The sequence below is a fragment of the Porphyromonas sp. COT-239 OH1446 genome (assembly GCF_000768875.1).
GTDB lineage: Bacteria > Bacteroidota > Bacteroidia > Bacteroidales > Porphyromonadaceae > Porphyromonas.
On sequence record NZ_JRAO01000027.1, the window covers coordinates 79554 to 101891 of the forward strand.

Below are 22338 nucleotides of genomic sequence, written 5' to 3' on the forward strand. Positions count from 1 at the left end.
TCGTTCGCTAGGGCCTTAGAGGGCGCAGCTCAGCCCTAGGCGCACAAGGCTATACTCCTTGAGCTGGTGTGTTTGGTAGGCCACATCGAGCATCACCCCACGCAGAGCAAAGCCTAGGCCTAGGCTGATCTGATTACCCACTGGCAGCACAGAGTAGCCTACACGCACGGCCACAAGGTCGATGGGGCGGTATTCTCCCCCGACATAGTAGGAGAGCTTCTTGTCGCCCGCCTGCTTGCTCATAGCATAGTGGAGGCCAGCCCCCAAGGTGAGGCGACGGCCATCGAGCAGAGATATCGCCCCCGAGAGTGAGGCTCGTGCAGGCAGACCCACTTGAGACTTCTGCTTGCCACTGTACTGCAGCTCAGAGCCCAGGTGCTGGATCGAAGCCCCGACGATATAGTCTCCGAAGGCAAGCCCCCCCCGATAATCCAACCCTAGAGAGAGGGCAAAGGCTGTCGCAGTAGACGAGATATAGGACTGGATATAGCTACCTCGCCCCCAAAGCGAGAGTCCCCCTCCGAGGGCATGAGCATAGCCTAGGTCTAGCGACCAGTCTACAGGGCGCACAACGCCCAGGTCATTCCCCGACCCATTGATATATCGGGTCTCGATGCCTCCATAGGTCCTCCACCCAAGGGCGAGGGCCTGCTTGCCAAAGCTATAGCTTAGAGCTGCTTGATGATAGCTAGCCCTGCTCTTACTCTCGGCCGAGGGATAGGAACCATAAATGTAAGACCCTCTGAGCCTATCCTGAGAAACAGGTGAGAGCAACGCTGTGAGAGAAGAATAGAGATTGGCCTGTGCACTGCTCGAGGGCTGCACCCCAGCCATACCAGCCGAGCGAACATCCCCCCCTAGCGAAAGCATGGGTACGACATGACCCTGCGCAGAGGCACTTGTACCGAGGCCAAGGGCTAGAAGGCAGGGGAGTATGATTTTCTTGATCATGAGATGATGAGTGGTGTTAGCGTTTGATGAATGTCTGACGGTAGATCTTGCCCTCAGCTTCAGCGTAGAGCGTGTAGGTACCTGGGGAGAGCTTGCTCACCTGTATCTTGACGATCTGATTGCCAGGGGCGAGCTTAGCCCTTTGGCTGAGAAGCTCTCGCCCATCTGCCCCCAAGATCCTGAGGCTGATGCTGCGAAGATACTCGGCTACACGCACATTGAGTGTCGAGAGGACTGGCGTGGGGTAGACCAGGTGGACGATCTCGTCAGGCACGATCTCCAGCTGCAGCGTGGCCACAGCCTTCTGTCCCCTGGGGTCTACGGCCTCGATAACGATGACGCTAGGGCCCAGCTTCTCCTCTCTGATCGTGAGCCGACTGCCAGTGAGCTGTATGCGCACGGAGGGGTTGTCCAGTAGCTTAACCGTATAGACCAACTCATCCCCATCGGGGTCTGTAAAGAAGTCGTCGAGGTCGTAGCTCGTCTCGGCCTTGCCCTGGGGGAGGTATCTCTTGGCGAAGGGCCTCTCTAGGCTCGGAGCAGCATTGCGGTAGATCTCGAAAGGAATGCTAAGCTCTTCGCTCGCCCCATGCTGGTCTGAGATCTTCAGGCGCAGGGTATACTCACCCACATAGGCCACCACTCGAAAGATCAGCTCGAGTCCCTTGTCCGTACGGCGCACGATCGTACCCTGAGCTGAACCGAGGATCTCATAGTGCCAAGTATCTCCATCAGGGTCTGAGATCTCGATAGGTAGCTTAATTGTTTCGTCGCCAGAGACACGGATAGGCTCATGCTGAGGCACTCGGACGATGGGGCGACGATTGGCGTGGGTCTTGGCCGAGGTAAGGCTAGGTGCGCTCTCATTGCCCCAGCGGTCGTAGGCGGTGAGGGCCAGGTGGTAGGTCGTCGAAGCCTCTAGACCCTCCAGCAAGCGGGCGATCTGCTCGCCGACCTTAGTCTCAGGCTCAATCACCTTCTGATATTGAGCCTGGGCGAGGTTCGTCTGGCTGAGGGACTGAGTCGAATAATAGACCTTATAACCAAAAGCCTTCTCGTCATCTGCGTCCTCGACAGCCAGCCAAGAGGCCTCAAGACCTCGGGGAGTAACCTCTACGCTCTGCCACTGAGGGATCTTGGGGGCTACCGCACCGGGGTTAGAGGTTACAGCTGCGAAGGCATCTACATAGCCGATACCGAGGCGGCCAAAGAAGCGAGGGTTGTGTCGGTTAATATCCTCCGAGAGGATGGCTGTCGTTAGGCGTTTCTTGAGTTCCTCGTTCGTGAAGCCCATCTTGCCAAACTCCGATACGATTAGGGCTGCCACTCCAGAGACATGGGGGCAGGCCATAGAGGTACCCTGCATATAACCATAGCTTCCTCCTGGCAAGGTACTAAGCACCTGACCATTGTGCTGGTAGATATCTCCTCCTGGGGCCATGATCGTAACCCAAGTGCCCCGATTGGTATAGGGTGAAGCCTCGAAGTTGGTACTCATCGCAGCTACAGAGATAATGGGTGCATAGGCTGAGGGCATCGCTCTATACTCTAGACCGTCATTGCCTGCAGCGAAGATCACCACCCCTCCCTTCATAGGAGAGCCTGGGAGCTGATTGCCATCGTTGTCGCAGCCTGCGTACTTGATGAAGTAATCAACAGCATCCTTGAGCGAAGCGTCAATCTTCTCATAACCTGGTATGCCCCAAGAGTTTTGACTGATGACAGCCCCATTGTCCGCCCCATACTTGATCGCAGCCTCGAAGCCTCCATTACGGGATTGACCACTAGTAGGATCTGTATGGAAGGTCTGACAGGACATCAGGCGAACCCCCGATCCAGGAGATCCATCTCCCCCAGCGACTCCAGCCACACCACGGTTGTTGTTGGATCGGGCTGCTACAGTACCGGCCACATGTGTGCCGTGGCTGTGAGGGGTGATGCGGCCCTGCTCGAGGGCGAAGTTGTAGCCATACACATCATCGACGAAGCCATTGCCATCGTCGTCTCGGCCGCTCACACCTCGCATCTCGGCAGTGTTTATGAAGAGGTTCTCTCTGAGATCCTCATGCTGTACATCAATCCCTCCATCGACGATCGAGACGATGACGTCGGAGCGACCCATCTCGACACCCCAAGCCTTGTAGAGATTTATGTCCGCACCCCTCTTGGCTCGAATGAGAGTACCATCGTTGTGGTAATGCCACTGCTTGCTGAGCAGAGGGTCATCGGTGGGTAAAGTACCACTCGTACGGGTCTGAGCGGATAGCTCCGAGGCTGAGAGCTCGGTAACACTGGTCTTGGGTAGTCGGGGGATGCGGATCAGCTCGACGATGTCTACCCCACTAGACTGCTGGGCAATCTCTATAGCTCTCTGACGAACTTGCTGGGCAGCAGCGGTGGAGATCTCTCGCTCAAAGACAACGTCGTACCAGAGGTGCATCCCCTCTCGACGAGTTCGAGGTTCGAACTTACCAGCATAGGGGAAGACTCGATAGAGATAGACGGCCTTCATCTCTTTGAGGAAGGGGATCGAGGAGAGATCCATACGAGGCTTACCAGCCTGTTCCTTGACGATGCGCTCGACCTGGTCAATCTGATTGGGGGCGAACTTGAGGCGGACAGCATGGAGGACGGTCTTGCGGTTAGGCATTTCGCTAGCTTGCTCCATCTCCAGGGCGGAGGTGTCCTGCGAAGGGGCTTCCAGCTCAGCCTTGCGACAGCCTGTACCGAGGGCAAGGGTCGCAAGGGCGGCCGAGAGGAGGATATATCGGATATTCATTGCTTCTATAGATTGATTGGATGCTTGTCTCTAAAGGCTTAGTAGGGGAAGATGCTCACGCGCATTCTATGCTTACCGCCAATATGCATGATACCAGCGGAGAGTCCTAAGTGCTCGGCATCATTAACATAGATATAGGCTTGACTGACAGGATTGTAGGAGTGGAAGGTGAAGCCCTCGTCCTGCAACAGCTGTCTAAACTCTGCCGTCAAATAAGGCATATCGCCATAGAGGTAAGCCCCTACCCTGTAATCTGAGTAGAGGGTAAGATACTCCTGGAGAGTCTGTGGAGAAGCATTCTTCTTGAAGAAGTAAGCTCGGGCATATAGGGGATCGGGGAGGAAGTAGGCTGGGATGCCGAAGGCTCTACTGAGATCCTGACTATAGATCCCCGACTGGGTCTTCTCCCAAGCCTCCACATCTCGACTCGTAGCCTGGCCAAAGCGACGGATACCTAGATCCAGTCTGGGTAGTGTGGGCATAGAGCCTGGCTGCTCGGCTAGATAGCGACAGTACACATAACCCAAATCGCCCTTTGTTGTAATATGCAGCTGGGTCTTACGATCATTATGCACATACTCGATAGCTCCACGAGTATTGCCCACCGGAGTAATGCGCACGAAGCCTTGATCGACGAGGTAGTTGTGGTAGGCAAGGCTATTGATCGTAGAAGAGCTTCCGATCAGGGTCGCTAGATAGAGCATTCGGTCGCTGTAGTCGAGAAGCTCATACTTGATCGTATGCAGCTCGCTATTGGTCGTGCTGAAGGTATAGTCAGGGATACGGGGCCTCGAGCGACGGTTGGGGAGTGTGGTTAAGCGGCTTCCTCGAGCTCGCTCTGCCTGCTCTACATCGGCCAAATCCATCCCCCAAAGGCACTGGGGCAGGAGGTACTGCTCATAGGCAGCCTGATGCACCTCGACGGGGTAATTCTTGCCTCCTGATAAGATCTGTAGCTGGGCCGATCGGGCCTGCTTGGCGGCATTGTTTCGGGCACGGATGAGGATGTAGCCAGCCTGGGGCATCGGGGAGGTCTCGAGCCAATCTACCCCTTTGGAGGGCTGTACCTGCCAGTCGCCCCCACCAACGGGGGGGACAAGGCGCACCTCGCCACCGAGAGCAGGCAGGAAGACCTCGGTACTCGAGCCATCTCGATTCAGGTTTAGGGTCGGAGAAGACTCTTGCTCGACGAGAGCCCGACGGGTCGTGCGGCCAGAAGAGATCTGCACCTCAGCTCGTCTCTTCATGCCCGTAGTGTTGGGCTGGGCATAGATGAAGAGATAGTCGCCCACAGGCTTGAGCTCTAGCCAATCAGCCGTAGTATTGGCTGTCCACTTAAGAGGGCTGGACAGGACAGAGATCCTAGTATAACCTGAGGAGGAGTCCAAAGTAATGATCTTGCTAGTATCGACCTCGAGTTTCTCCGTCGTGTCAATGCTATCGCTCTGACAAGAGGATAAAAGCAGGAGGCTACCCAAGATCCACGAAAAGAAGACTTTTATTTTCATTCCATAAATCAATTTGAGGATGTGCGGTTCTAAAAAGTTACCTAAACCAGGAAATGGCATATAGACAACGGAAGCAAATGTATAAATTTCCTAGACATATCACATCATTTCGATCCATCCATATCAGGTATTTGTATCATCTCCCAAAGGAGGGCTTCTTCGGTGGCTATACTCAGCGTGTGCGACAAAATGGCTACATTTGTGCCGAACAAACGTTTTTCAAAAGAAAGTAAAAGACAATGACACTGCACAAAGAGGGCAAAGGACTGCTCTTCGGCATCGGTACGATCCTGCTAGCTATCAATGCCTTCATCTACTTACTGGCTGGTACAGGGACGGCCTTCTACATCGTACTCGGACTATCAATTGTACTCTATGCCTTAGTGCTCAACTTCTTCCGCTACGAGGATCGAGAGCATCCCCTAGCAGCTGAAGCCAACACTGTAGTTGCCCCTGCCGATGGCAAGATCGTAGTGATCGAAGAGGTCGATGAGCAGGAGATCCTAGGCTGTCGGTGTCTGCAGATCTCTGTCTTTATGAATGTCTTCAACATACATGTCAACTGGTTCGCTGTCAATGGGCTAGTTGAGTATGTCTCACATCACAAGGGACGCTTCCTAGCAGCCCATCTACCCAAGAGTAGTACCGACAATGAACGCTCGGCTGTCGTGCAGCGCACCTCCGCTGGGCATCGCGTCCTGACCCGACAGATCGCTGGAGCTGTGGCCCAACGTATCGTTACCTACCCCAAAGTAGGCGATCAGGGACGGATCAACCAAAACCTCGGCTTCATCAAGTTCGGCTCTCGTGTCGACGTCTACCTCCCTCTCGGCTCTGAGGTATGCGTTTCACTCGGACAAAAAGTCGAGGGCAACATTACCCTACTGGCTAAGATGCCTGAGTAGCCCCCAACAACCCTTCCTAGAGCTCCATCCCTATGAGTATCCAGCGACACCTCCCCAATGCAATTACCTGCCTCAACCTCCTCTCCGGGAGCTTGGCCATCGTCGTAGCCCTAGCGCAGGGCGATCTTACCCTAGCTGCTGGACTGGTGGTCCTCTCGGCCGTCTTCGACTTCTTCGACGGATTGGTCGCACGTGCCCTCGATGTCTCCTCTCCAATAGGCAAAGACCTCGATTCGCTGGCCGATGTGGTGAGCTTCGGCCTCTCCCCTGCCATCATCATGATCGAGGCCATGTGGCAGCTAGGCTTCAGCACCTATACACCGCTCCCCCTACTGCTCATCGGGGCTTTCGCTGCGCTGCGACTAGCCAAGTTCAACAACGACAGTCGCCAGACAACCTCCTTCATTGGCCTGCCAGTACCAGCCAATGCCCTCTTTTGGCTGGGTCTCATGGCCTCCCTGCCCGAGCTCTATCGGATGGCCCCTGACCCTACGGCTCTACTGATCGGCGTGTATGTCTGCATCGCACTACTCTCGTATCTGATGGTTAGCGAGATCCCCATGTTCTCCTTCAAGGTCAAGGGTCTCTCGCTCTCGGCCCTACACCGGCAGATCATCCTCGTCGGTGGTTCGCTCATCTTCGTCCTTTGGCTCGGCTTTGCAGGACTATCGCTCAGCGTGCTACTCTATGTAGCCCTATCGGTGATGCGCATGAACCGTAAGCCCTAGAATCAAGGTTATACACCTGTGAGGAGGCACTACAGCGGCACATGCCCCCTCGTGTCTAAATCTTATCGTGCATTAAATCATTCTGTTTATGGAAGTCATTCTTATTCTCCTAGTCATCCTCTTCGTGCTCTCGCAGCCCAGCGTGCGTGCCTGGATTGCGATTAAGCTCTTCGGCTACGTCCAGCAGCGAGTACAGAGGCAGATGCAGGAGCAGATGCGTGCACGCTCCTCGGCTCAGCAGCGAGCCTCAAGGGAGCAGTCAGGTGGCAAACGAGATAAGGTAGACCTCGGGCAAGTCGAGGCACGCAAATTCGACAAGACCAAGGATGCCGAATATGTAGACTTCGAGGAGCTACCCAAGTAAGGTACTCCCTATTCACCTCGGGGGTGTGGTAGGCCAACGGCTCGCCACACCCCCGAGCTCTATCTATACCCAGCATAGGTGCAGATAGGATCTCGACCGAGGTCTCGGATCTCTCACCGATGAAGGGTAAGATAGGATCACTCTCGAGACTCAAATAGGAGCTCCATCGAGGCTCAGATAGGACTTCAGCCGAGCTCCTATCGAGATCGATTTGAATCTCCCAATGAGGTTTTCTAGAGACGAATTAGGGGTAGAGCCTCAACCCTACCCCTAAGCAGCATCTATATCTCGTCAGCTAATAGGACTCAGCCCCGATCATCCTCCTCGAGGCGCAAATGCAGCACCGATCTCGTCCCCTCTCCGATGCCATAGCGTCGGTCTGCCAGGCGACCCACGAGCCAGATCGGCTCATCCTCGAGGCAGAGCAGTAGGGCCTCCTCCCGCTCTCGGTGGCTCATCCCCGAGTCGATGAAGATGCGTCTGAGGAGCTTGCTCCCCGGCATCCCATAAGGGTAGAGGCGATCGCCCTCCTTGCGCCCACGCAGCGTTGTCCGCCGCCCTCTCGATAGGAGCAGCTCGGCATCCATGAGGGCCTCTCTAGGAGGTACTCTGAGGTCCTTGACACTCGAGCGATCCTCCAGCCACCAGCTCAGCCGTCCCAACGGGGTCTCGAGTGCTCCCTCCCGGGTCAAGTCTAGAGGCTGCTCACTCCACTGGCTACGCTCTCTCGATAGGAGCTCTAGAAGGTGTCGCCCTTCAATGAGCTCGTATGCCTCGCAGCGATAGCGTCGCCCTGGCTGGGGATTGGCCAGGTTCGAGGCGATGAGCTGACACATTGGCCCGTCAAAGCCATAGGGCTGTAGAAGCTCATAGAGCATCGTCTCAGGATCGGGCGAGGCTATGAGGGGCTCTAGCCGAAGCCCCTCGGGACACTCGATCTCTCCTCGCAGATGCTCCACAGCATAACGATAGAGGGCCTCCGCCCCTCGCAGATGCTCGAGGGTGCTGAGAGCTGAGGAGCGAAACGAGGGGTTCAGCTGCTCGAAGGCTGGGATGATTCTGTGGCGGATGTAATTACGTTTGAAGCTCAGGTCGTTATTGCTGCTGTCATGCCTTGCAGGCAAGCCTTCGGCAGCAACGAAGGCTTCGATCTCGCTGCGATGGGCCTGCATCATCGGACGAATAACCCCATCCTGCCGAGCATAGGGCATACCGCTCAATCCCCTGAGCCCTGTCCCCATGGAGAGGTTAAGCAACTGTGTCTCTAGGGCATCATCGGCATGGTGGGCAACAGCGATCGGGGCTCCCGAATACCGCTGCATCCTAATCTCGGCGAACCATCGATAGCGGAGCTCCCGAGCTGCCATCTCGATCGAGATCCCTCGCTGACGAGCATAGGCTCGGGTATCGAAGTGCACCACCTCGAGAGAAAAGCCCAGCTGCTCGGCCAGGCGACGGACTGCCGCCTCGTCCTCATCACTCTCCGCCCCTCTGAGGTGGAAGTTGCAGTGTAGCCCCACTACCTCGTACCCGAGCAAAAGAAGAACCCTCAGCAGAGCTACCGAGTCGGTACCTCCGCTGAGGGCTATAAGTATGAGGCCCTGCCCCTGTCGGATCAGCTGATATTGGCGGATCGTCTCCGCAACACGAGAGACCAGTGGGTGCATGGGACGATGATTTTCGGCTCATCTAGGCCTCTGCCTCTGCACCTAGATCTGCGTCCACCATGATGCGGCCGCAGTATTCGCAGACAATGACCTTCTTATGGAGCTTGATGTCGAGCTGCTTCTGAGGTGGGATCTTGTTGAAGCATCCTCCACAAGCATCACGATCTACACTCACGACAGCTAGACCGTTACGAGCACCCTCACGGATGCGGTGGAAGGCCTTGAGCAGTCTCTCCTCGACCGAGGCTTCGATCTCGATCGTGCGAGCACGCTGCACCTCCTCCTCTTGCTTCGTCTCGCTCTTGATCAAGTCTAGCTCTTCACGCTTGGCTTTCAGGTCAATACGACGCTCGTCGATATTGCCCTTGAGCGTAGCAATGCGAGTCTTGCGGGTCTTAGCCTCCTCGGCAAACTCTGTGATGCGCTTCTGTGCGAGCTCAATCTCCAGCTCTTGGAACTCTATCTCCTTCGACAGGTTATCGTACTCGCGGTTATTCTTCACCCCTCCGAGCTGCTCCTTGTATCGCTCGATGAGAGCCTGAGCATTGGCGATCTTAGCCTTCTCACCAGCAGACACCTGGGACTGCTTCTTGTTCTCCTCCTCGAGGTTCGCCAGTCTCGTCTCCATCCCAGCGATCTCGTCCTCGAGGTCTTGTACTTCAAGGGGTAGCTCGCCACGCAGCGTCTTGATACGGTCAATCTCGGAGTAAGCGTCTTGGAGGTTACGCAGATCAATGAGCTTCTCTTCTATGCTCTTCTCTGCGGGATTATTATTGATTGTCTTAGCCATATTGTCTTGCTCTATAATGATGTTATCGGATTGGAGTCTAGCGCACTCTCGTGGAGTGCAAAGTTAGCGAATTTTCGTGAGATAATCTGTCGAAATAGCCGAGTAGCAATACGTTCGCTCTCATAATGACCGACCGTAGCCAAGATCGGTTTGCCCTCTACATCGAAGTAATCGTTGTACTTCGCCTCGCCCGTGATGAAGAGGTCTGCCCCCTGGCCGCGCGCCGCCCTCCAAAGGAAAGCTCCAGCCCCCGAGCAGATGGCTACCCTACGGACTTGCTCCAACGGACTGCGGGAGAAGCGCAGCTGCTTCGTCTCGAAATAGTCCTTGAGCCTCTGGAGCATCTGCCTCGTAGGCACAGCCTCGGGGAGGTCGCCGATGATCCCACTCCCCATACCAGGCAGCGGGTTATGCAGCGGGATAAGCTCATAGGCTGGCACTTCGTAAGGATGAGCTGCCAGGAGAGCTGCCTCTATCTGAGGAGCATCCGCTGAGGCGAAGACACAGCTGAGGCGCGTCTCAGGCTCCCGATGCAGCTCACCCATGGCTCCAACGAAAGGCCTTGCTCCATCGAGGGCTCGGAAACTCCCTACCCCTTGGCTGGCGAAACTACAGCAGTCATACGAGCCGATCCTCCCAGCCCCAGCCTGCCAGAGAGCTTGCTGCACCTCCTCGAGGTGGGCATGGGGGACGTAGGTCGTCAGCCGCATCAGCCTTGCACTGCTGGGGGAGAGGGGGGTGAGGTGCTCTAGGCCTAGATCCTGGGCCAGGAGGTAATTCAGCCCCGAGGCATGGTTGTCTGCATTGGTGTGGGCCGCATAGACTGCAATATCATGTTTGATCGCAAAGCGAACACAACGCTCTATATACGAGCTCTCAGAGATACGCTTGAGGCCCTTGAAAAGTAGTGGGTGATGCGCCACGACAAGATTACAGCCTAGGGAGCGAGCTTCCTCTAGTACAGCCTCAGTAATGTCTACTGCCAGCAGGGCCCCTTGGGCTTCGGCATCAGGCGAGCCGACCTGTAGGCCACAATTGTCATACTCCTCCTGTAGCCACAAGGGAAGCTCCTGCTCTAGGGCATGGATAATGTCTCGAATTGTCATCGTCGTTGGGGTTTCTTATGGCGAGGCTGCTCCCTCTGCCCTCCTCCCTTGGGATCGGAGAAAAGAGCTCGGGCGAGGTCGGGCCTGCCCATACGTCTTAGGCTCTGAAGGATGCGGGTGCGCTCGCTGGGTTTGTACCAAAAGAAGAATTGGTGCTGCTCACCCTTCTCCTGCTCGCTAATAGCCGTATACACAGGCTCGAGGGTGTAGGGGTGCAGACCAGTGTAGTAGATCTCCGAGGCCAGGGTCATGGGCGTGGGGGTGAAGTCCTGGATCTGCTCCAGGCGAAAGCCAAGCCGCTTCGTCTCTACCGCCAGCTCGGCCATATCCTGAGCCTCACAGCCTGGGTGGCTGCTGATGAAGTAGGGGATGAGCTGCTGATTGAGCCCTTCCTCTCGATTAACCTCGTCGAAGAAGTTCTTGAACTTGTAGAAGAGCTTGAAGGAGGGCTTACGCATCAGCATCAACACCCTATCGCTCGTATGCTCAGGGGCTACCTTGAGCCTCCCCGAGACGTGATGCGCCACGAGATCCCGAGCATAGACAAGGGCGGCCTGGCGCAGCCGCTCATCCTTGTACTCTCCGAGCAGTAGGTCGTAGCGGACGCCACTACCGATGAAGCTCTTCTTGATCCGAGGGTGTCGATCGATCTTGCGCAGCAGCCTGGTCGTAGGCCCATGGTCTGCATTGAGATTGGGGCAGATAGAGGGGTGAATACACGAGGGACGGCGACAATGGGCACAGATACTAAGATCCTTGCCCCGCATCTGATACATATTGGCCGAAGGTCCTCCGACGTCGCTGAGGTAGCCCTTGAAGTCCTCCATCTGCGTAATCTCGTCCACCTCTCGCAGGATAGAGCCCTCGGAGCGACTGGCAACGAACTTACCCTGATGGGCACTGATCGTACAGAAGGCACAGCCGCCGAAGCAGCCTCGGTGCATATTGACCGAGAACTTGATCATCTCATAAGCCCCGAGCTTCTTGCCCCGATAGCGGGGGTGGGGCAAGCGGGTATAGGGCAGGTCGAAGCTAGCATCGATCTCCTCCTGTGTCATCGGGGGGAAGGGAGGATTAACGACCACGACCCTACGCCCAACAGCCTGCAAGATGCGCTGGGCGTGCATCATATTGCTCTGGATCTCAATGTGCTTGAAGTTCGATGCCTGCTTGCGTTTATCCCTCAGGCACTCCTCATGCGAGTGTAGGAGTAGGTCTCCCTCCTGGGGAGATATCTCCCCCTCTCGGGCAATGAAGACAGTCTGACGAACATCCCTAAGATCCTCGAGTCTCTCACCAGCGAGCAATCGAGAGACGATCTCCCTCAGGGGTTGCTCGCCCATGCCATAGATGAGCAGATCGACAGGAGCTTGGGCCATCATGCTGGGCATAAGCTTGTCGCTCCAATAGTCGTAGTGGGTCAGCCGGCGCAGGCTCGCCTCGATGCCTCCGAGGACAATGGGCACATCGGGGTAGATGGAGCGCAGGCACTGAGCGTAGACGATGGAGGGATAGTCGGGGCGCATATCATTGCGTCCGTCAGGAGTGTAGGCATCCTCCTTGCGCAGACGCTTACGAGCCGTGTATTTATTGACCATCGAGTCCATCACCCCAGCCGAGACACCGAAGAAGAGGCGTGGCCGCCCCAGCTTCTTGAAGTCCCTAAGATCATCTCTCCAGTTGGGCTGTGGGACGATGGCCACCCGAAGGCCCATAGACTCAAGGAAGCGACCCACAACGGCATTGCCGAATGAGGGATGATCGACATACGCATCCCCTGAGAAGAGGATCACATCGAGCTCATCCCAGCCTCTTGCCTCAACCTCCTTTTTGGTCGTAGGCAACCACTGCCGCCGCACCCCTACAGTCTGCTCTGCCATACGAAACACTGCTCGAAATGAGACGCCAAGCCCTCTACCTCTCGATCGAATAGGCCATAGAGGGCAGCCCCCGAGCCCGTCATCGAAGCGTATACAGCCCCAAGGCTGTAGAGACGCTCCAAAAGGTTCGAGAGGATAGGATACTGAGGGTAAAGGCTACGCTCGAAATCATTGACCAGCCTCCCTCGCCAAGAGCTCGGATGCAAGCGAATAAGCTCCTCGAGGGTCTCCTCGGGAGTCAAGAGCTCCCCTAGCCCAGCGAAGGCCTCCCGAGTACTGATGTGTAGATCGGGCTTGACCACGACCAAGTGCCACCCAGCAAGAGGATCGAAGCCTAGGGGTTGTAGCTGCTCTCCAATGCCCTCACCCAAGGCTGGGGTATTGCGAATGAAAAAGGGGCAATCCGCCCCGAGGCTTAGGGCTAGGGTCTCGAGCTCCTCGTCTGAGAGATCGGGGGCGAACTCATCCCTGAGCCCTCGGAGCATAAAGCTCGCATCGGCACTCCCACCGCCCATCCCTGCACCCGAGGGAATGGCCTTGTGCAGGTAGATATGCAGATAGGGAATGGGGCGCAGACAGCGCAGGGCCTTAGTAGCCTTGAGGACGAGGTTGTCCAGCTCGACGGCAAGGCTGGCATCGCCACGCACCTCGAGGCTATCCTCCGTGCCTCCATCGACCCGCACAACGAACTCGAGGCTGTCGTACAGTGGCACTGGGCAGAAGACAGTACGCAGCAGATGATAGCCATCTGAGCGACGCCCGACGATCTGTAGACCAAGATTGATCTTGGCATTGGGGAATACAATCATACGAATATATAGCTACGAAACGACAATGGCCAGCTTGGGTTGCTGACCATTGTCCTATCAAGTACGCGGGATGAGATTTGAACTCACACGCCGGAACCGGCACTACCCCCTCAAAGTAGCGTGTCTACCAATTTCACCACCCGCGTAAATATGTCTGCAAGATGTCTCCGCCAGAGGAGTGCCCAGGACAGGAATCGAACCTGCACGTCTTTTGAACACTCGCACCTGAAACGAGCGCGTCTACCAATTCCGCCACCTGGGCTTCATCTTTGCGACTGCAAATGTAGCACACTTTTTTCGTTCCTGCAAATATCTACTCAATTTATTTCTCGAGTGAGGTGTGGGGATGCCTGAGGACTAAGGTCTAGGGCTCTAGGGGCAGGATGAGGGCCACGGCATAGCAGGACATTCCCTCACGGCGACCTGTAAAGCCCAGCCGCTCGGTCGTGGTGGCCTTGACAGAGATCTGCGAGAGGTCGATGCCGCACACCTCGGCAATGCAAGCACGCATCTGAGGGATGTGTGGGTTGAGCTTGGGGGCTTCGGCTGCGATCGTAGCATCGAGGTTGCCAATGCGATAGCCAGCCTCATGGATGAGGCGACAGACCTCACGAAGCAGGATCTTGCTGTCGATGCCCTTATACTTCATATCCGTCGGGGGGAAGTGCACCCCAATATCCCCGAGGGCCGCTGCCCCGAGGAGGGCATCGCAGAGGGTGTGCAGCAGGACATCGGCATCCGAATGCCCCTCGAGCCCGAGCTCATGATCAATCTTAATGCCACCGAGCCACAGCGGATAGCCGGACTCCAGGCGATGTACGTCATAGCCAAAGCCAATACGATAGGGTAAGTGTACCATAATAAATAATCTATTACTTGAGCATCGCCTGGATGCCGTCTATACTGATGGTTAGGGAGAAGCGGAAGGTTCTGTCCAGCGGACTATACTTGCCTAGGCTTGCGAGATAGGCTACGTCGATCGTGAAGGCTCGAGCCTTGAAGCCTACACCAAAGTTGAGGGACTCTATATCCCCCTTGTCGGGATGCAGATAACTATAACCCAAACGACCGAAGAAGCGGTCGAGATAGCTGTACTCTAGCCCCAAGCCCCAGCGCACCTCTCGCAGCTCCTCGGCGAGCCCCCCTGGGGCGTCGCTCCAGCTTGAGACAAGGGCTTCGATGGGGCTGGTACTGTGGTAGGCTCGACGAAGATCCTCCCACTCAAGCGCATTCAGCTCTCTAGAGGGGAGCGGAGGCGTGGGGACGAGGAGCTTCGAGAGCTCGAAGCTCGCCAGGAGTCTGTGCTCTGGGGCTAGATCGAGGCTGAGGCCACTCCCGAGACTGAGGCTCGTGGGGAGGAAGTGGTAGGTCTTCCCTAGGTCATAGCTTACCTTGTCGCCGAGATTCTTGAGGGCAAGGCCTGCCATCCACTGCCCAGAGCGACCCACTAGGTGCACCGAACGCTGCATATACAGCCCTAGGTCGCCCGAGAGGGCCGAGGCGGCGCGACGAACCGACATATCGTAATCCGAATGAATATAGCGCAGCGTCAGGGCTGCCGAGAGTGTCGGGAGGAGGCGATAGCTATAGCTCAGATCGAGGGCATACTCTCGAGGGTTCACGAGATCTATCTCTGCCCCCTCAGCATTCCATAAGACGACCTCGCCGATGTTGAAGTAGCGCAGCGAAGCCCCGAGGCTATGCCGACGGGCTGCATCGAGCTGCACATAGCCTGCAAGCTGCATGAGGGCAATATCGCTGACGAGCTTGGTGAGCCAGGGAGTATAGGCCAAGGCCACCCCTTGTGGCTCGAGGGCGAAGGAGTACTTGGCCGCATTCCAATACTGAGCGTATGCGTCTGCCCCCGTAGCCACCCCTATATCTCCGAGGGATGCGCCTCGGGCATCGGGGCTAATGCGCAGCGAGGGGATGGCCGTCGGGATGGGGTTCAGACGGGAGCTCTGCGCCGAGGCCACAGCCCCGGAGGCCAGGGCTAGAAGCAGCCCGAGGGAGCGTATCGCTAGAGGGATCTGTATCTTCACTGCCTTACGTCTTAGTCTACTAAAATAATAGAGGGAGCTCCACCAACTGACCGAGGGCAACCCAAGGTCTCGGGCGAGGTCTTGGGCAAAGATAACCATTCCGCCCCCCTCTTGTCAAGCCCCCCAAGCTAAAGCATCCATGAGTATAAGCTACTCAGACCGGTCTATTATTCCCTTGAAAACAAATTGCCTATGAAAATCCAAATAGGCACAACGCTCATCATCCAATGGGAGTCTTTGAAAGAATTTATTATCACTCACGCCGATACGCCTATAGTTTTCGGGAGAAATCCAATTAGACAAAACAATCCGTCGGTTGTTAGTGAAGGTAATGAAACCTCTATCAAAAAGTTTATCGTACACTGGGGATAGTATAAGACCATTCTTGGGATCGACTTTTTCTCTATCGTCAGAGAGTACCCAGGGCTTTATGTGGCTTGCTATCAAAAGACGCTCATCGTTAATTCCTGTGATGGGGCAATATGGGCACTCTTGCAACAGACCTTCTCTATACTGACCTTGGCCGACTCTCGCAGAAGCAATTTCGAAGTCTTTCTTCTCCCTTTTCTTGTCTCCGCCCTTGGGTAGCTCGGCAGATTTAATGCTCTCTGCATGACCATATTTGAATACCAATGGCCCATTTTTAAGCTCTGCTATTGCATCGAAGTCAGCGAACAACTTCCAATAATACACGACTTTGTCTCGACACCTCAATTCCATTGCAGAGATAAAGCTAACTAGCGGGAGAGAGAGCTCTCGTATAAGCTGGTATCCTGGATCAGAAGTATTCACATATCCACGATCTCCTACAATCTGCGTTTGATCATAAATCGTGAATTCAATGATGTCTTCGGCCTCTAAAATCTTATCCATACGCTCCTGCCATAGTGAAGGCATCAACTCACCACCTCTATAGTTTTGGGATGGATGCATATACTCAAACTTCATCGCGTTCATATACGCAATCAAGTCTGATTTAAGCAGTATTACCTTGGCTGCAAACCCTTCTCCCCCATAGAATTCTCGCATGTATTGCTTATTCCCCAGGTATATTTTCGCTTCACCATTACCCTTGCCTAACTTGTTTCTATTTGTTACCCAACAGTCGGGAACTGTCGTGAAAGTATCATAGGCATTCTCGACCTTGAACCTTTTTCCGTCAATAATCATACTTCTTCACCGTATTGAGTTATATCCATCTGCTTTAGTAGTGCAATCAAAACATCTACAACAATACTGTTTCCAGCCTGCTGATACATAGCGGTATCAGAAACAACAATCCGAAAGGAATCCTTAAAACCCATCAACCGCAGGCATTCTCTCGGAGTAAGTTTTCTAATCCGTCCCTTATGGGTTACATAGTTATCAATACCAGCACGATGCATTTTATGCATTGATTGCAAAAGAGGTCTTGCGACGTCTAGATCTGTTTCAGTAGAAGTTTTGAAGCTTTTTGTCCCACTTGCTAAAACGTAACGCTCAACCTTTTCGGATAAATAATACTTTTCTTCTACATCCCTGACATCAAAAATAAATTCATCAAATCTCTCATTATCACTCGTCAGCTCTGAGTCTGGGTGATATATGAAATCTCCATGCCAATTAAACTGCTGATTGCGTTTTTGGCACAATTGAATGTCCCCATTGATTTGAGTATAACTCTTACTTCTATTTTTATGACTGGTAACAAACTTCACCCCTTTCTCTTTTAGAAAGTACTTTGTATCAATAAAGTCCTCCAAAAAATCATACATCCTATACTCTAGATCCACAGGGGCTGGATACTCGAAGTTGGTTTTTTGCCTAAAACCAATACAGAAGATGCGCTCACGATGTTGAGGGATACCATAATCACAACTATTCAAAACTCTGAACTTTAAGTCATATCCTAGCTCTTCAAATATGTCATGCATAACCTGCCAAGTACGTCCTTTATCGTGATTTAGCAGCCCCCTAACATTTTCAAATAGAAACACCTTTGGGCTGGTTTCCTTAACAACACGAGCGAATTCATAAAAAAGAGTCCCTCTTGCGTCCTCAAATCCTAACCTATGTCCAACCATTGAAAAGGCTTGACAAGGAGCTCCTCCGACTACAAAATCGACTTTTCCGAAGTATGGTCTAGCATCAAACTCTCTAACGTCGGAGAACCAATTTTCTTCAGAGATATTGTAATTTGCAAAATAACTCGCTTTGCATTTCGGCTCAATATCTCCAGCAAACACAATCTCATGCTTGAGGTTTAACCTCTGAAAGGCATGCTCAATAGCACCAATACCACTAAACAATGTTCCGACCCTAACAGTCTTTTCAGGGTATAAGAAATCAACATCCCTCCAGCAAGTACCACCCGTTGAAATGGGGGTTTGAGACGTCAATGTCCCATTTAGGTTTTCGGCCTTCTTCTTAACTAACTTCTTAACCCTGTTAATTTTATCTGATTGTTCCCTTATATCTTTCTCTACAGTTGTCATATTCTTCTCTTCATAAGTTCTGCGAAGAACCTATCATGTTTGCTCAATTTTACTACTTACGATAATACCCTTCCTCTTGAAGTACTAGGTTTAACGCGCTAGAGGCTATAGCTCGATGCTTGGACATCAGCTCCACAATCTGATCGGCCAGCCATAAAACAAGAAGAGACTCGGAGCTAACCTCAAATATCTCTGACAATACAGAGATATACTCTTCTTTCGCTTTACGCTCTCCTTTCTCTATCTTACAATAGGTTGCCGTATCTATTTCTAGAGCCGATGCGATGACCCTTTGTGGCAGTTTTTTATGAACTCGAAGCTCTCTTATATGCTCTGAAAACATTCTATTTCAAACAAACGTCTTGACATCATTTGGCAAATATACAACATATAAACACCATAGGAAACCTCCTTGCTCTCATACAGAGAGGATGTATTCGTCGTCATACTCCTTCCGAATAATATGTGTATCGTGTGCCTCCAAAGATAATACATTCCTAAGAGAGGGGAGGGCCGGGAGCAGGGCTGACGCAGACGATCCGAGGAAAAAAATAGCCCCAAACTTGCAACAATCAATAAAAAGGGGTAAATTTATGGACGAAATGAGGTTGGGCAAGAGCATTAAGTAGCGGAGAGCGGGCGAGCAAACAGCTTTTTTAACAACATGATTAACTTAACTCTAACGGAAATGGCAAAGACAAAATTCTTANGCAGGCAAGACGCTTGCACTCGCTGCAGCAGTAATGGCGGTGGGCCTGGTGCTCTCGGCGTGCTCGAAAGACAAAGATACGCCCCAGCCCGTCAAAGAAAACTTCGTGATGATTGATGGACAGAGGCTAGAGATTAAGCTTGTAGAGGCAGAGCATGAGCCCGACCCCGCACCAGGAAGGAGAAGCCTCATCGTCTACTTCCAGTTCTCAGAGGAATACGCCGATCACTTCTTGCTCGTGGAGGGTAACTCAGCTGAGCTGCATGGCAAGACGATTGACCTAACGAAGTTGAATGAGAAGGCGGATTGGAGGTTTAGGTATTGTAAGAGAGATGAAGGGGGTAACATATTCATCCTGGAGTCCAGCAACAAGCAGGTTTTTAGTAGCGGAAGCCTCTACACCACCGTAGACCGCAGTACGCTCGACACCGAGATCAACCTGACCAACGGCAAGCTAACCTACGAGGGCAAGGAGCACACCATAAGCCTCTACTACAAGGGGAAGGCAAGGCCATGCTCAGACTAACGATCGCCGAGGCTAGAGCACCGCTCTACCCTGGGGCTTGGTGCTCATGTATTCATTAAGGTGGAGAAGTGGCTGAGAAGCATCAGCCACCTCTCCCCCTTCATTATGGCGCAGGAGAGGGAGGGCCTCAGGCGTGCGGCTATTCGGTAGGAGCGGCGAATACACCTTTGACAATTAAACCTCCACGTTCCCGAATCATAGAATACCCTCTTACCTCTCTCTCCATAAGTTCGTACCTTTGCGGTGAGATAGAGATGGCATAGATTTGAGACTAGAGAAGAAGTTCTAAATAAGAAATTACCTCAGATATAGCTTGATTTATAGGCTACCTTCTCAAGTATTGTGGCATATTTCCTTTCAATTTATTTAATTAAAACGCAGAATGAATATAAGCAAAGACGTCAGGGCAAACTTTCTGAAATCCGGTAAAAAATATCGGCTTCTATCTTTGTTTTCTGGCTGTGGAGGAATGGATCTTGGATTTGAAGGTGGGTTCAAAGTCCATCCCAAGGCCTTTCGAAATAGGAAGTCTGATGTCTCTAACACTAAGGATTGGATCACTCTGCCACGAACCCCATTTCAGTTAGTATTTGCCAATGATATATCAAAGGATGCTAGAGTTTTATGGCAAAACTATTTTCATAATAAATATGGGTATAATCCCGAGATATACATGCAATACAGTATCGTGGATTTAGTTAAGCGACACAAAAATGGAGAACCTATTTTTCCTGATGATATCGACATTGTTACGGGTGGGTTTCCCTGTCAAGACTTTAGTTTGTCAGGGAAACGTAGGGGATTTTCCTCTCATCGAGACCACAATGGTGATTTAGTCCAAGAAGATACGGCTTCCGAGGAAACTCGAGGGAAGCTCTATATGTGGATGAAGGAGGTCATCGAAATAACTAAGCCCAAGATATTTATCGCAGAGAATGTCAAGGGGCTAGTAAATCTCAGCAACACAAAAGATATTATCCAAAAGGACTTCTCTTCTGTTGGCAAAGATGGGTATATTGTGCTAGAGCCTAGAGTACTACATGCTGCAAGATATGGGGTTCCACAGGCAAGAGAACGAGTTTTCTTTATCGGGATTAAACGCTCAGCATTACGGGAAGAGGCTGTAATTAAATTAACTCAAGAAAACATTCCAGTCATGTATGACCCCTACCCTCAACCGACACATAGTGTAGACTTTGAAGAGGAGAACCTACTAGAAATACTTTCTGTGGGCGAGGTTTTGTCATCTCTAAAAGAACCAGAAGAAACTGATGATCTAAGTCAGCAAGTCTATTCGAAAGCAAAGTTTATGGGAAGACACTGCCAAGGGCAAAATGAAATCAATCTTGCAAAACTATCCCCAACTATCCGCTCAGAACACCACGGAAATATCGAGTTTAGAAGGCTCTCAGAGTCCAATGGAGGCAGATATTATGAAGAACTTAGCATCGGTTTAAGAGAAAGGAGACTGACACCCAGGGAGTGTGCCCTCATTCAAACATTTCCCTATGATTATGAATTTGTAATGCGCCATCCATTGCAGGCGAATCGATATTTAGTTAGCCCTTCTGCTGCATACAAGGCTATAGGAAATGCAGTCCCTCCATTATTAGCATATCACATAGCGAATAGGCTTGATGAGATTTGGTCATTATACTTCAATTAATCTGCTTTATGTTAATTTCTACGAATAGAGAGGCGGAAACCAAAGAGTTTGAAGGGTTACTAGAAAGGATGGTACTGGAGCTGAAAACTCAAGCAGTAGGAGATTACGAGACCATAAAATCCCTACATGGATCAAAACTTGAGAGGTATGCCTACGAGATACTCTTGGAACAGTCTCGATCAACCAATTTTGAAGGTAGCATAGAGTTGGTATCTGGGCAATTCTTCCCGGACATCATTGCCAAGAGATTTTATGGAGTAGAGGTAAAAACCTCTAAAAGTGGCACATGGAGGACTATAGGGAGTAGTGTAGCTGAAGGGACTCGCATCAAAGACATAGAGCGAATCTATTTGCTTTTCGGGAAATTGACATCTCCTATTGACTTTAGATGCCGATTGTACCAGGAATGCCTGTCTAATGTGGCAGTTACACATTCTCCTCGTTATACGATAGATATGGATCTTCCTATGGGGGAGACCTTCTTTGATAAATTGAACATCCCATATGATGTTCTACGCAAGCAAGAATCCCCTTTGGATACTGTGATTTCTTACTTTAGAAATAATCTTAAACCAGGAGAAACAACTTGGTGGCTCTCTTCCAACAGCAGCAAAGCAACAAATGCTATTGTCCGGCTGTGGTCTAGTTTGGACAGAAAAGAAGCAGAAAACTTGAAGATCAAAGGGTTCTGCCTATTCCCAGAGCTGCTCGGCCGTAGCCAGCACAAGTTTCATAGAATGTTACTTTGGTTATCCACGGAAGAGGGGGTAGTCGTTGGCAATCTTCGAGATCAGTTTACTGCCGGAGGGAAGGAATTGTTTGAGTATAAATCTCAAGAATATAAGATACCTCAAATTCTATATCGATTAATTTTGCACTTAGAGGCAATTTCCAAAAGCCTCAATAGCATGGACATTACACTTCTAGAAGAATATTGGGGGACAACACTAGGAGAAAATGATCGATTTGAAATGTGGAGTGAATTGGTATCTCGGAGTGCATCCGAAATCTCAGACTTTCCTCTTTTATCTTATATTTTGGAGAAGTATCAATCTGATTGAATTTCGATTAGGACCAGAGGAATAAGAAGCATTCACAGAACCCTAAAGTTTTGGAGCAAAAGTTCGATCGAGATATAGGTGAGACCTGAAGAAAAACATACGTTCAAGGCCTCAGGCGTGCGGTGGAGAGATCCATGGGGATGCCTTCGAGGCTTAGGGCGGAGCTCCATCGAGTCCTCGTCTAGAGCCTCCATCGAGATCCAGGTAGGAGCGCAGTGGAGACTCAAGTGGGAGCTCGATTGAGGTGTAAGTAGGGGCGCAAGTGAGACCCAAATAGGAGCTCCGTCGAAGCCTCGTCTAGAGCCTCCATAGAGACCCAAGTAGGAGTTCAATTGAGGGTTAAGTAGGATCGCAACAGAGACCCAAGTAGGAG

Annotated in this window: 19 protein-coding genes and 2 tRNA genes; 6 read left to right on the top strand and 15 right to left on the bottom strand. The window is 52.2% G+C overall.

Annotated elements, in window-relative coordinates:
- Nucleotides 1-15: 15 nt before the first annotated feature.
- The 3 genes from HQ37_RS05995 to HQ37_RS06005 are packed head-to-tail and all read right to left on the bottom strand — an operon-like array spanning nucleotide 16 to nucleotide 5238.
- On the bottom strand, nucleotides 16-951 hold the full coding sequence (locus HQ37_RS05995) for a PorV/PorQ family protein (protein ID WP_036881462.1): 936 nt from the start codon (nucleotides 949-951) through the stop codon (nucleotides 16-18).
- A gap of 16 nt (nucleotides 952-967) precedes the next feature.
- Nucleotides 968-3730 carry a S8 family serine peptidase gene (locus HQ37_RS06000; protein ID WP_052080810.1) on the bottom strand — a complete coding sequence of 921 codons (2763 nt, stop codon included), beginning with the start codon at nucleotides 3728-3730 and terminating at the stop codon, nucleotides 968-970.
- 38 nt (nucleotides 3731-3768) lie between these two features.
- Nucleotides 3769-5238: a BACON domain-containing protein gene (locus HQ37_RS06005; protein WP_152566806.1), complete on the bottom strand. Its 1470-nt coding sequence runs from the start codon at nucleotides 5236-5238 to the stop codon at nucleotides 3769-3771.
- 239 nt (nucleotides 5239-5477) lie between these two features.
- Between HQ37_RS06005 and HQ37_RS06010 the strand changes: the two genes are divergently transcribed.
- The 3 genes from HQ37_RS06010 (at nucleotide 5478) to HQ37_RS06020 (ending at nucleotide 7235) form a co-directional block, all read left to right on the top strand.
- Nucleotides 5478-6143 (top strand): phosphatidylserine decarboxylase family protein, encoded by a 666-nt coding sequence (locus tag HQ37_RS06010; RefSeq protein WP_036881466.1) that lies wholly within the window; start codon nucleotides 5478-5480, stop codon nucleotides 6141-6143.
- A 32-nt stretch (nucleotides 6144-6175) separates the two neighbouring features.
- Nucleotides 6176-6871, top strand: coding sequence for a CDP-diacylglycerol--serine O-phosphatidyltransferase (pssA, locus tag HQ37_RS06015; protein ID WP_036881468.1), 696 nt, complete (start codon nucleotides 6176-6178; stop codon nucleotides 6869-6871).
- Between the two features lie 88 nt (nucleotides 6872-6959).
- Nucleotides 6960-7235 (top strand): DUF4834 family protein, encoded by a 276-nt coding sequence (locus tag HQ37_RS06020; RefSeq protein WP_036881470.1) that lies wholly within the window; start codon nucleotides 6960-6962, stop codon nucleotides 7233-7235.
- Nucleotides 7236-7540: 305 nt separating this feature from the next.
- Here HQ37_RS06020 and tilS read toward each other — a convergent pair whose 3' ends face one another.
- The 12 genes from tilS to HQ37_RS06080 all read right to left on the bottom strand — a co-directional run bounded on the left by tilS (nucleotide 7541) and on the right by HQ37_RS06080 (nucleotide 18346).
- Nucleotides 7541-8902: a tRNA lysidine(34) synthetase TilS gene (gene tilS, locus HQ37_RS06025; RefSeq protein WP_036881472.1), complete on the bottom strand. Its 1362-nt coding sequence runs from the start codon at nucleotides 8900-8902 to the stop codon at nucleotides 7541-7543.
- Nucleotides 8903-8924: 22 nt separating this feature from the next.
- Nucleotides 8925-9692: a zinc ribbon domain-containing protein gene (locus HQ37_RS06030; protein WP_036881475.1), complete on the bottom strand. Its 768-nt coding sequence runs from the start codon at nucleotides 9690-9692 to the stop codon at nucleotides 8925-8927.
- An 11-nt stretch (nucleotides 9693-9703) separates the two neighbouring features.
- A complete protein-coding gene (locus HQ37_RS06035) occupies nucleotides 9704-10798 on the bottom strand; it encodes a Nif3-like dinuclear metal center hexameric protein (RefSeq protein ID WP_036881476.1) in 1095 nt (364 codons plus the stop codon).
- A complete protein-coding gene (locus HQ37_RS06040) occupies nucleotides 10795-12678 on the bottom strand; it encodes a YgiQ family radical SAM protein (protein WP_052080811.1) in 1884 nt (627 codons plus the stop codon). Before HQ37_RS06040 ends, HQ37_RS06035 begins: the two co-directional genes overlap by 4 nt.
- Complete coding sequence (gene ispE / locus HQ37_RS06045; protein WP_036881477.1) at nucleotides 12660-13487, bottom strand: 4-(cytidine 5'-diphospho)-2-C-methyl-D-erythritol kinase; 828 nt, start codon at nucleotides 13485-13487, stop codon at nucleotides 12660-12662. Before ispE ends, HQ37_RS06040 begins: the two co-directional genes overlap by 19 nt.
- A gap of 62 nt (nucleotides 13488-13549) precedes the next feature.
- Nucleotides 13550-13633, bottom strand: a tRNA-Leu gene (locus tag HQ37_RS06050).
- Between the two features lie 33 nt (nucleotides 13634-13666).
- Nucleotides 13667-13749, bottom strand: a tRNA-Leu gene (locus tag HQ37_RS06055).
- Between the two features lie 102 nt (nucleotides 13750-13851).
- The gene (gene ispF, locus HQ37_RS06060; protein ID WP_036881478.1) at nucleotides 13852-14346 is read right to left on the bottom strand and encodes a 2-C-methyl-D-erythritol 2,4-cyclodiphosphate synthase; all 495 of its coding nucleotides are present in this window, start codon (nucleotides 14344-14346) and stop codon (nucleotides 13852-13854) included.
- Nucleotides 14347-14359: 13 nt separating this feature from the next.
- Nucleotides 14360-15628, bottom strand: a complete 1269-nt coding sequence (gene porV / locus HQ37_RS06065) for a type IX secretion system outer membrane channel protein PorV (protein ID WP_052080812.1) — start codon at nucleotides 15626-15628, stop codon at nucleotides 14360-14362.
- Between the two features lie 51 nt (nucleotides 15629-15679).
- Nucleotides 15680-16699: an HNH endonuclease gene (locus HQ37_RS06070; protein ID WP_036881479.1), complete on the bottom strand. Its 1020-nt coding sequence runs from the start codon at nucleotides 16697-16699 to the stop codon at nucleotides 15680-15682.
- Nucleotides 16696-18003 (bottom strand): DNA cytosine methyltransferase, encoded by a 1308-nt coding sequence (locus HQ37_RS06075; RefSeq protein WP_036881480.1) that lies wholly within the window; start codon nucleotides 18001-18003, stop codon nucleotides 16696-16698. The genes HQ37_RS06070 and HQ37_RS06075 overlap by 4 nt, the downstream gene beginning before the upstream one ends.
- A gap of 52 nt (nucleotides 18004-18055) precedes the next feature.
- Nucleotides 18056-18346 carry a helix-turn-helix domain-containing protein gene (locus HQ37_RS06080; protein WP_036881481.1) on the bottom strand — a complete coding sequence of 97 codons (291 nt, stop codon included), beginning with the start codon at nucleotides 18344-18346 and terminating at the stop codon, nucleotides 18056-18058.
- 400 nt (nucleotides 18347-18746) lie between these two features.
- Between HQ37_RS06080 and HQ37_RS06085 the strand changes: the two genes are divergently transcribed.
- The 3 genes from HQ37_RS06085 (at nucleotide 18747) to HQ37_RS06095 (ending at nucleotide 21965) form a co-directional block, all read left to right on the top strand.
- Nucleotides 18747-19238, top strand: a complete 492-nt coding sequence (locus HQ37_RS06085; protein WP_036881483.1) for a hypothetical protein — start codon at nucleotides 18747-18749, stop codon at nucleotides 19236-19238.
- Between the two features lie 382 nt (nucleotides 19239-19620).
- On the top strand, nucleotides 19621-20904 hold the full coding sequence (locus HQ37_RS06090; RefSeq protein WP_036881485.1) for a DNA cytosine methyltransferase: 1284 nt from the start codon (nucleotides 19621-19623) through the stop codon (nucleotides 20902-20904).
- An 8-nt stretch (nucleotides 20905-20912) separates the two neighbouring features.
- Complete coding sequence (locus HQ37_RS06095; protein ID WP_036881486.1) at nucleotides 20913-21965, top strand: hypothetical protein; 1053 nt, start codon at nucleotides 20913-20915, stop codon at nucleotides 21963-21965.
- Nucleotides 21966-22338: the final 373 nt, after the last annotated feature.

Excerpts from the sequence above, each read along its gene's own strand:
- HQ37_RS05995 (WP_036881462.1), bottom strand. The coding sequence starts at position 951 with ATGATCAAGAAAATCATACTCCCCTGCCTTCTAGCCCTTGGCCTCGGT.
- HQ37_RS06000 (WP_052080810.1), bottom strand. The coding sequence starts at position 3,730 with ATGAATATCCGATATATCCTCCTCTCGGCCGCCCTTGCGACCCTTGCC.
- HQ37_RS06005 (WP_152566806.1), bottom strand. The coding sequence starts at position 5,238 with ATGAAAATAAAAGTCTTCTTTTCGTGGATCTTGGGTAGCCTCCTGCTT.
- HQ37_RS06010 (WP_036881466.1), top strand. The coding sequence starts at position 5,478 with ATGACACTGCACAAAGAGGGCAAAGGACTGCTCTTCGGCATCGGTACG.
- pssA (WP_036881468.1), top strand. The coding sequence starts at position 6,176 with ATGAGTATCCAGCGACACCTCCCCAATGCAATTACCTGCCTCAACCTC.
- HQ37_RS06020 (WP_036881470.1), top strand. The coding sequence starts at position 6,960 with ATGGAAGTCATTCTTATTCTCCTAGTCATCCTCTTCGTGCTCTCGCAG.
- tilS (WP_036881472.1), bottom strand. The coding sequence starts at position 8,902 with ATGCACCCACTGGTCTCTCGTGTTGCGGAGACGATCCGCCAATATCAG.
- HQ37_RS06030 (WP_036881475.1), bottom strand. The coding sequence starts at position 9,692 with ATGGCTAAGACAATCAATAATAATCCCGCAGAGAAGAGCATAGAAGAG.
- HQ37_RS06035 (WP_036881476.1), bottom strand. The coding sequence starts at position 10,798 with ATGACAATTCGAGACATTATCCATGCCCTAGAGCAGGAGCTTCCCTTG.
- HQ37_RS06040 (WP_052080811.1), bottom strand. The coding sequence starts at position 12,678 with ATGGCAGAGCAGACTGTAGGGGTGCGGCGGCAGTGGTTGCCTACGACC.
- ispE (WP_036881477.1), bottom strand. The coding sequence starts at position 13,487 with ATGATTGTATTCCCCAATGCCAAGATCAATCTTGGTCTACAGATCGTC.
- ispF (WP_036881478.1), bottom strand. The coding sequence starts at position 14,346 with ATGGTACACTTACCCTATCGTATTGGCTTTGGCTATGACGTACATCGC.
- porV (WP_052080812.1), bottom strand. The coding sequence starts at position 15,628 with ATGGTTATCTTTGCCCAAGACCTCGCCCGAGACCTTGGGTTGCCCTCG.
- HQ37_RS06070 (WP_036881479.1), bottom strand. The coding sequence starts at position 16,699 with ATGATTATTGACGGAAAAAGGTTCAAGGTCGAGAATGCCTATGATACT.
- HQ37_RS06075 (WP_036881480.1), bottom strand. The coding sequence starts at position 18,003 with ATGACAACTGTAGAGAAAGATATAAGGGAACAATCAGATAAAATTAAC.
- HQ37_RS06080 (WP_036881481.1), bottom strand. The coding sequence starts at position 18,346 with ATGTTTTCAGAGCATATAAGAGAGCTTCGAGTTCATAAAAAACTGCCA.
- HQ37_RS06085 (WP_036881483.1), top strand. The coding sequence starts at position 18,747 with ATGGCGGTGGGCCTGGTGCTCTCGGCGTGCTCGAAAGACAAAGATACG.
- HQ37_RS06090 (WP_036881485.1), top strand. The coding sequence starts at position 19,621 with ATGAATATAAGCAAAGACGTCAGGGCAAACTTTCTGAAATCCGGTAAA.
- HQ37_RS06095 (WP_036881486.1), top strand. The coding sequence starts at position 20,913 with ATGTTAATTTCTACGAATAGAGAGGCGGAAACCAAAGAGTTTGAAGGG.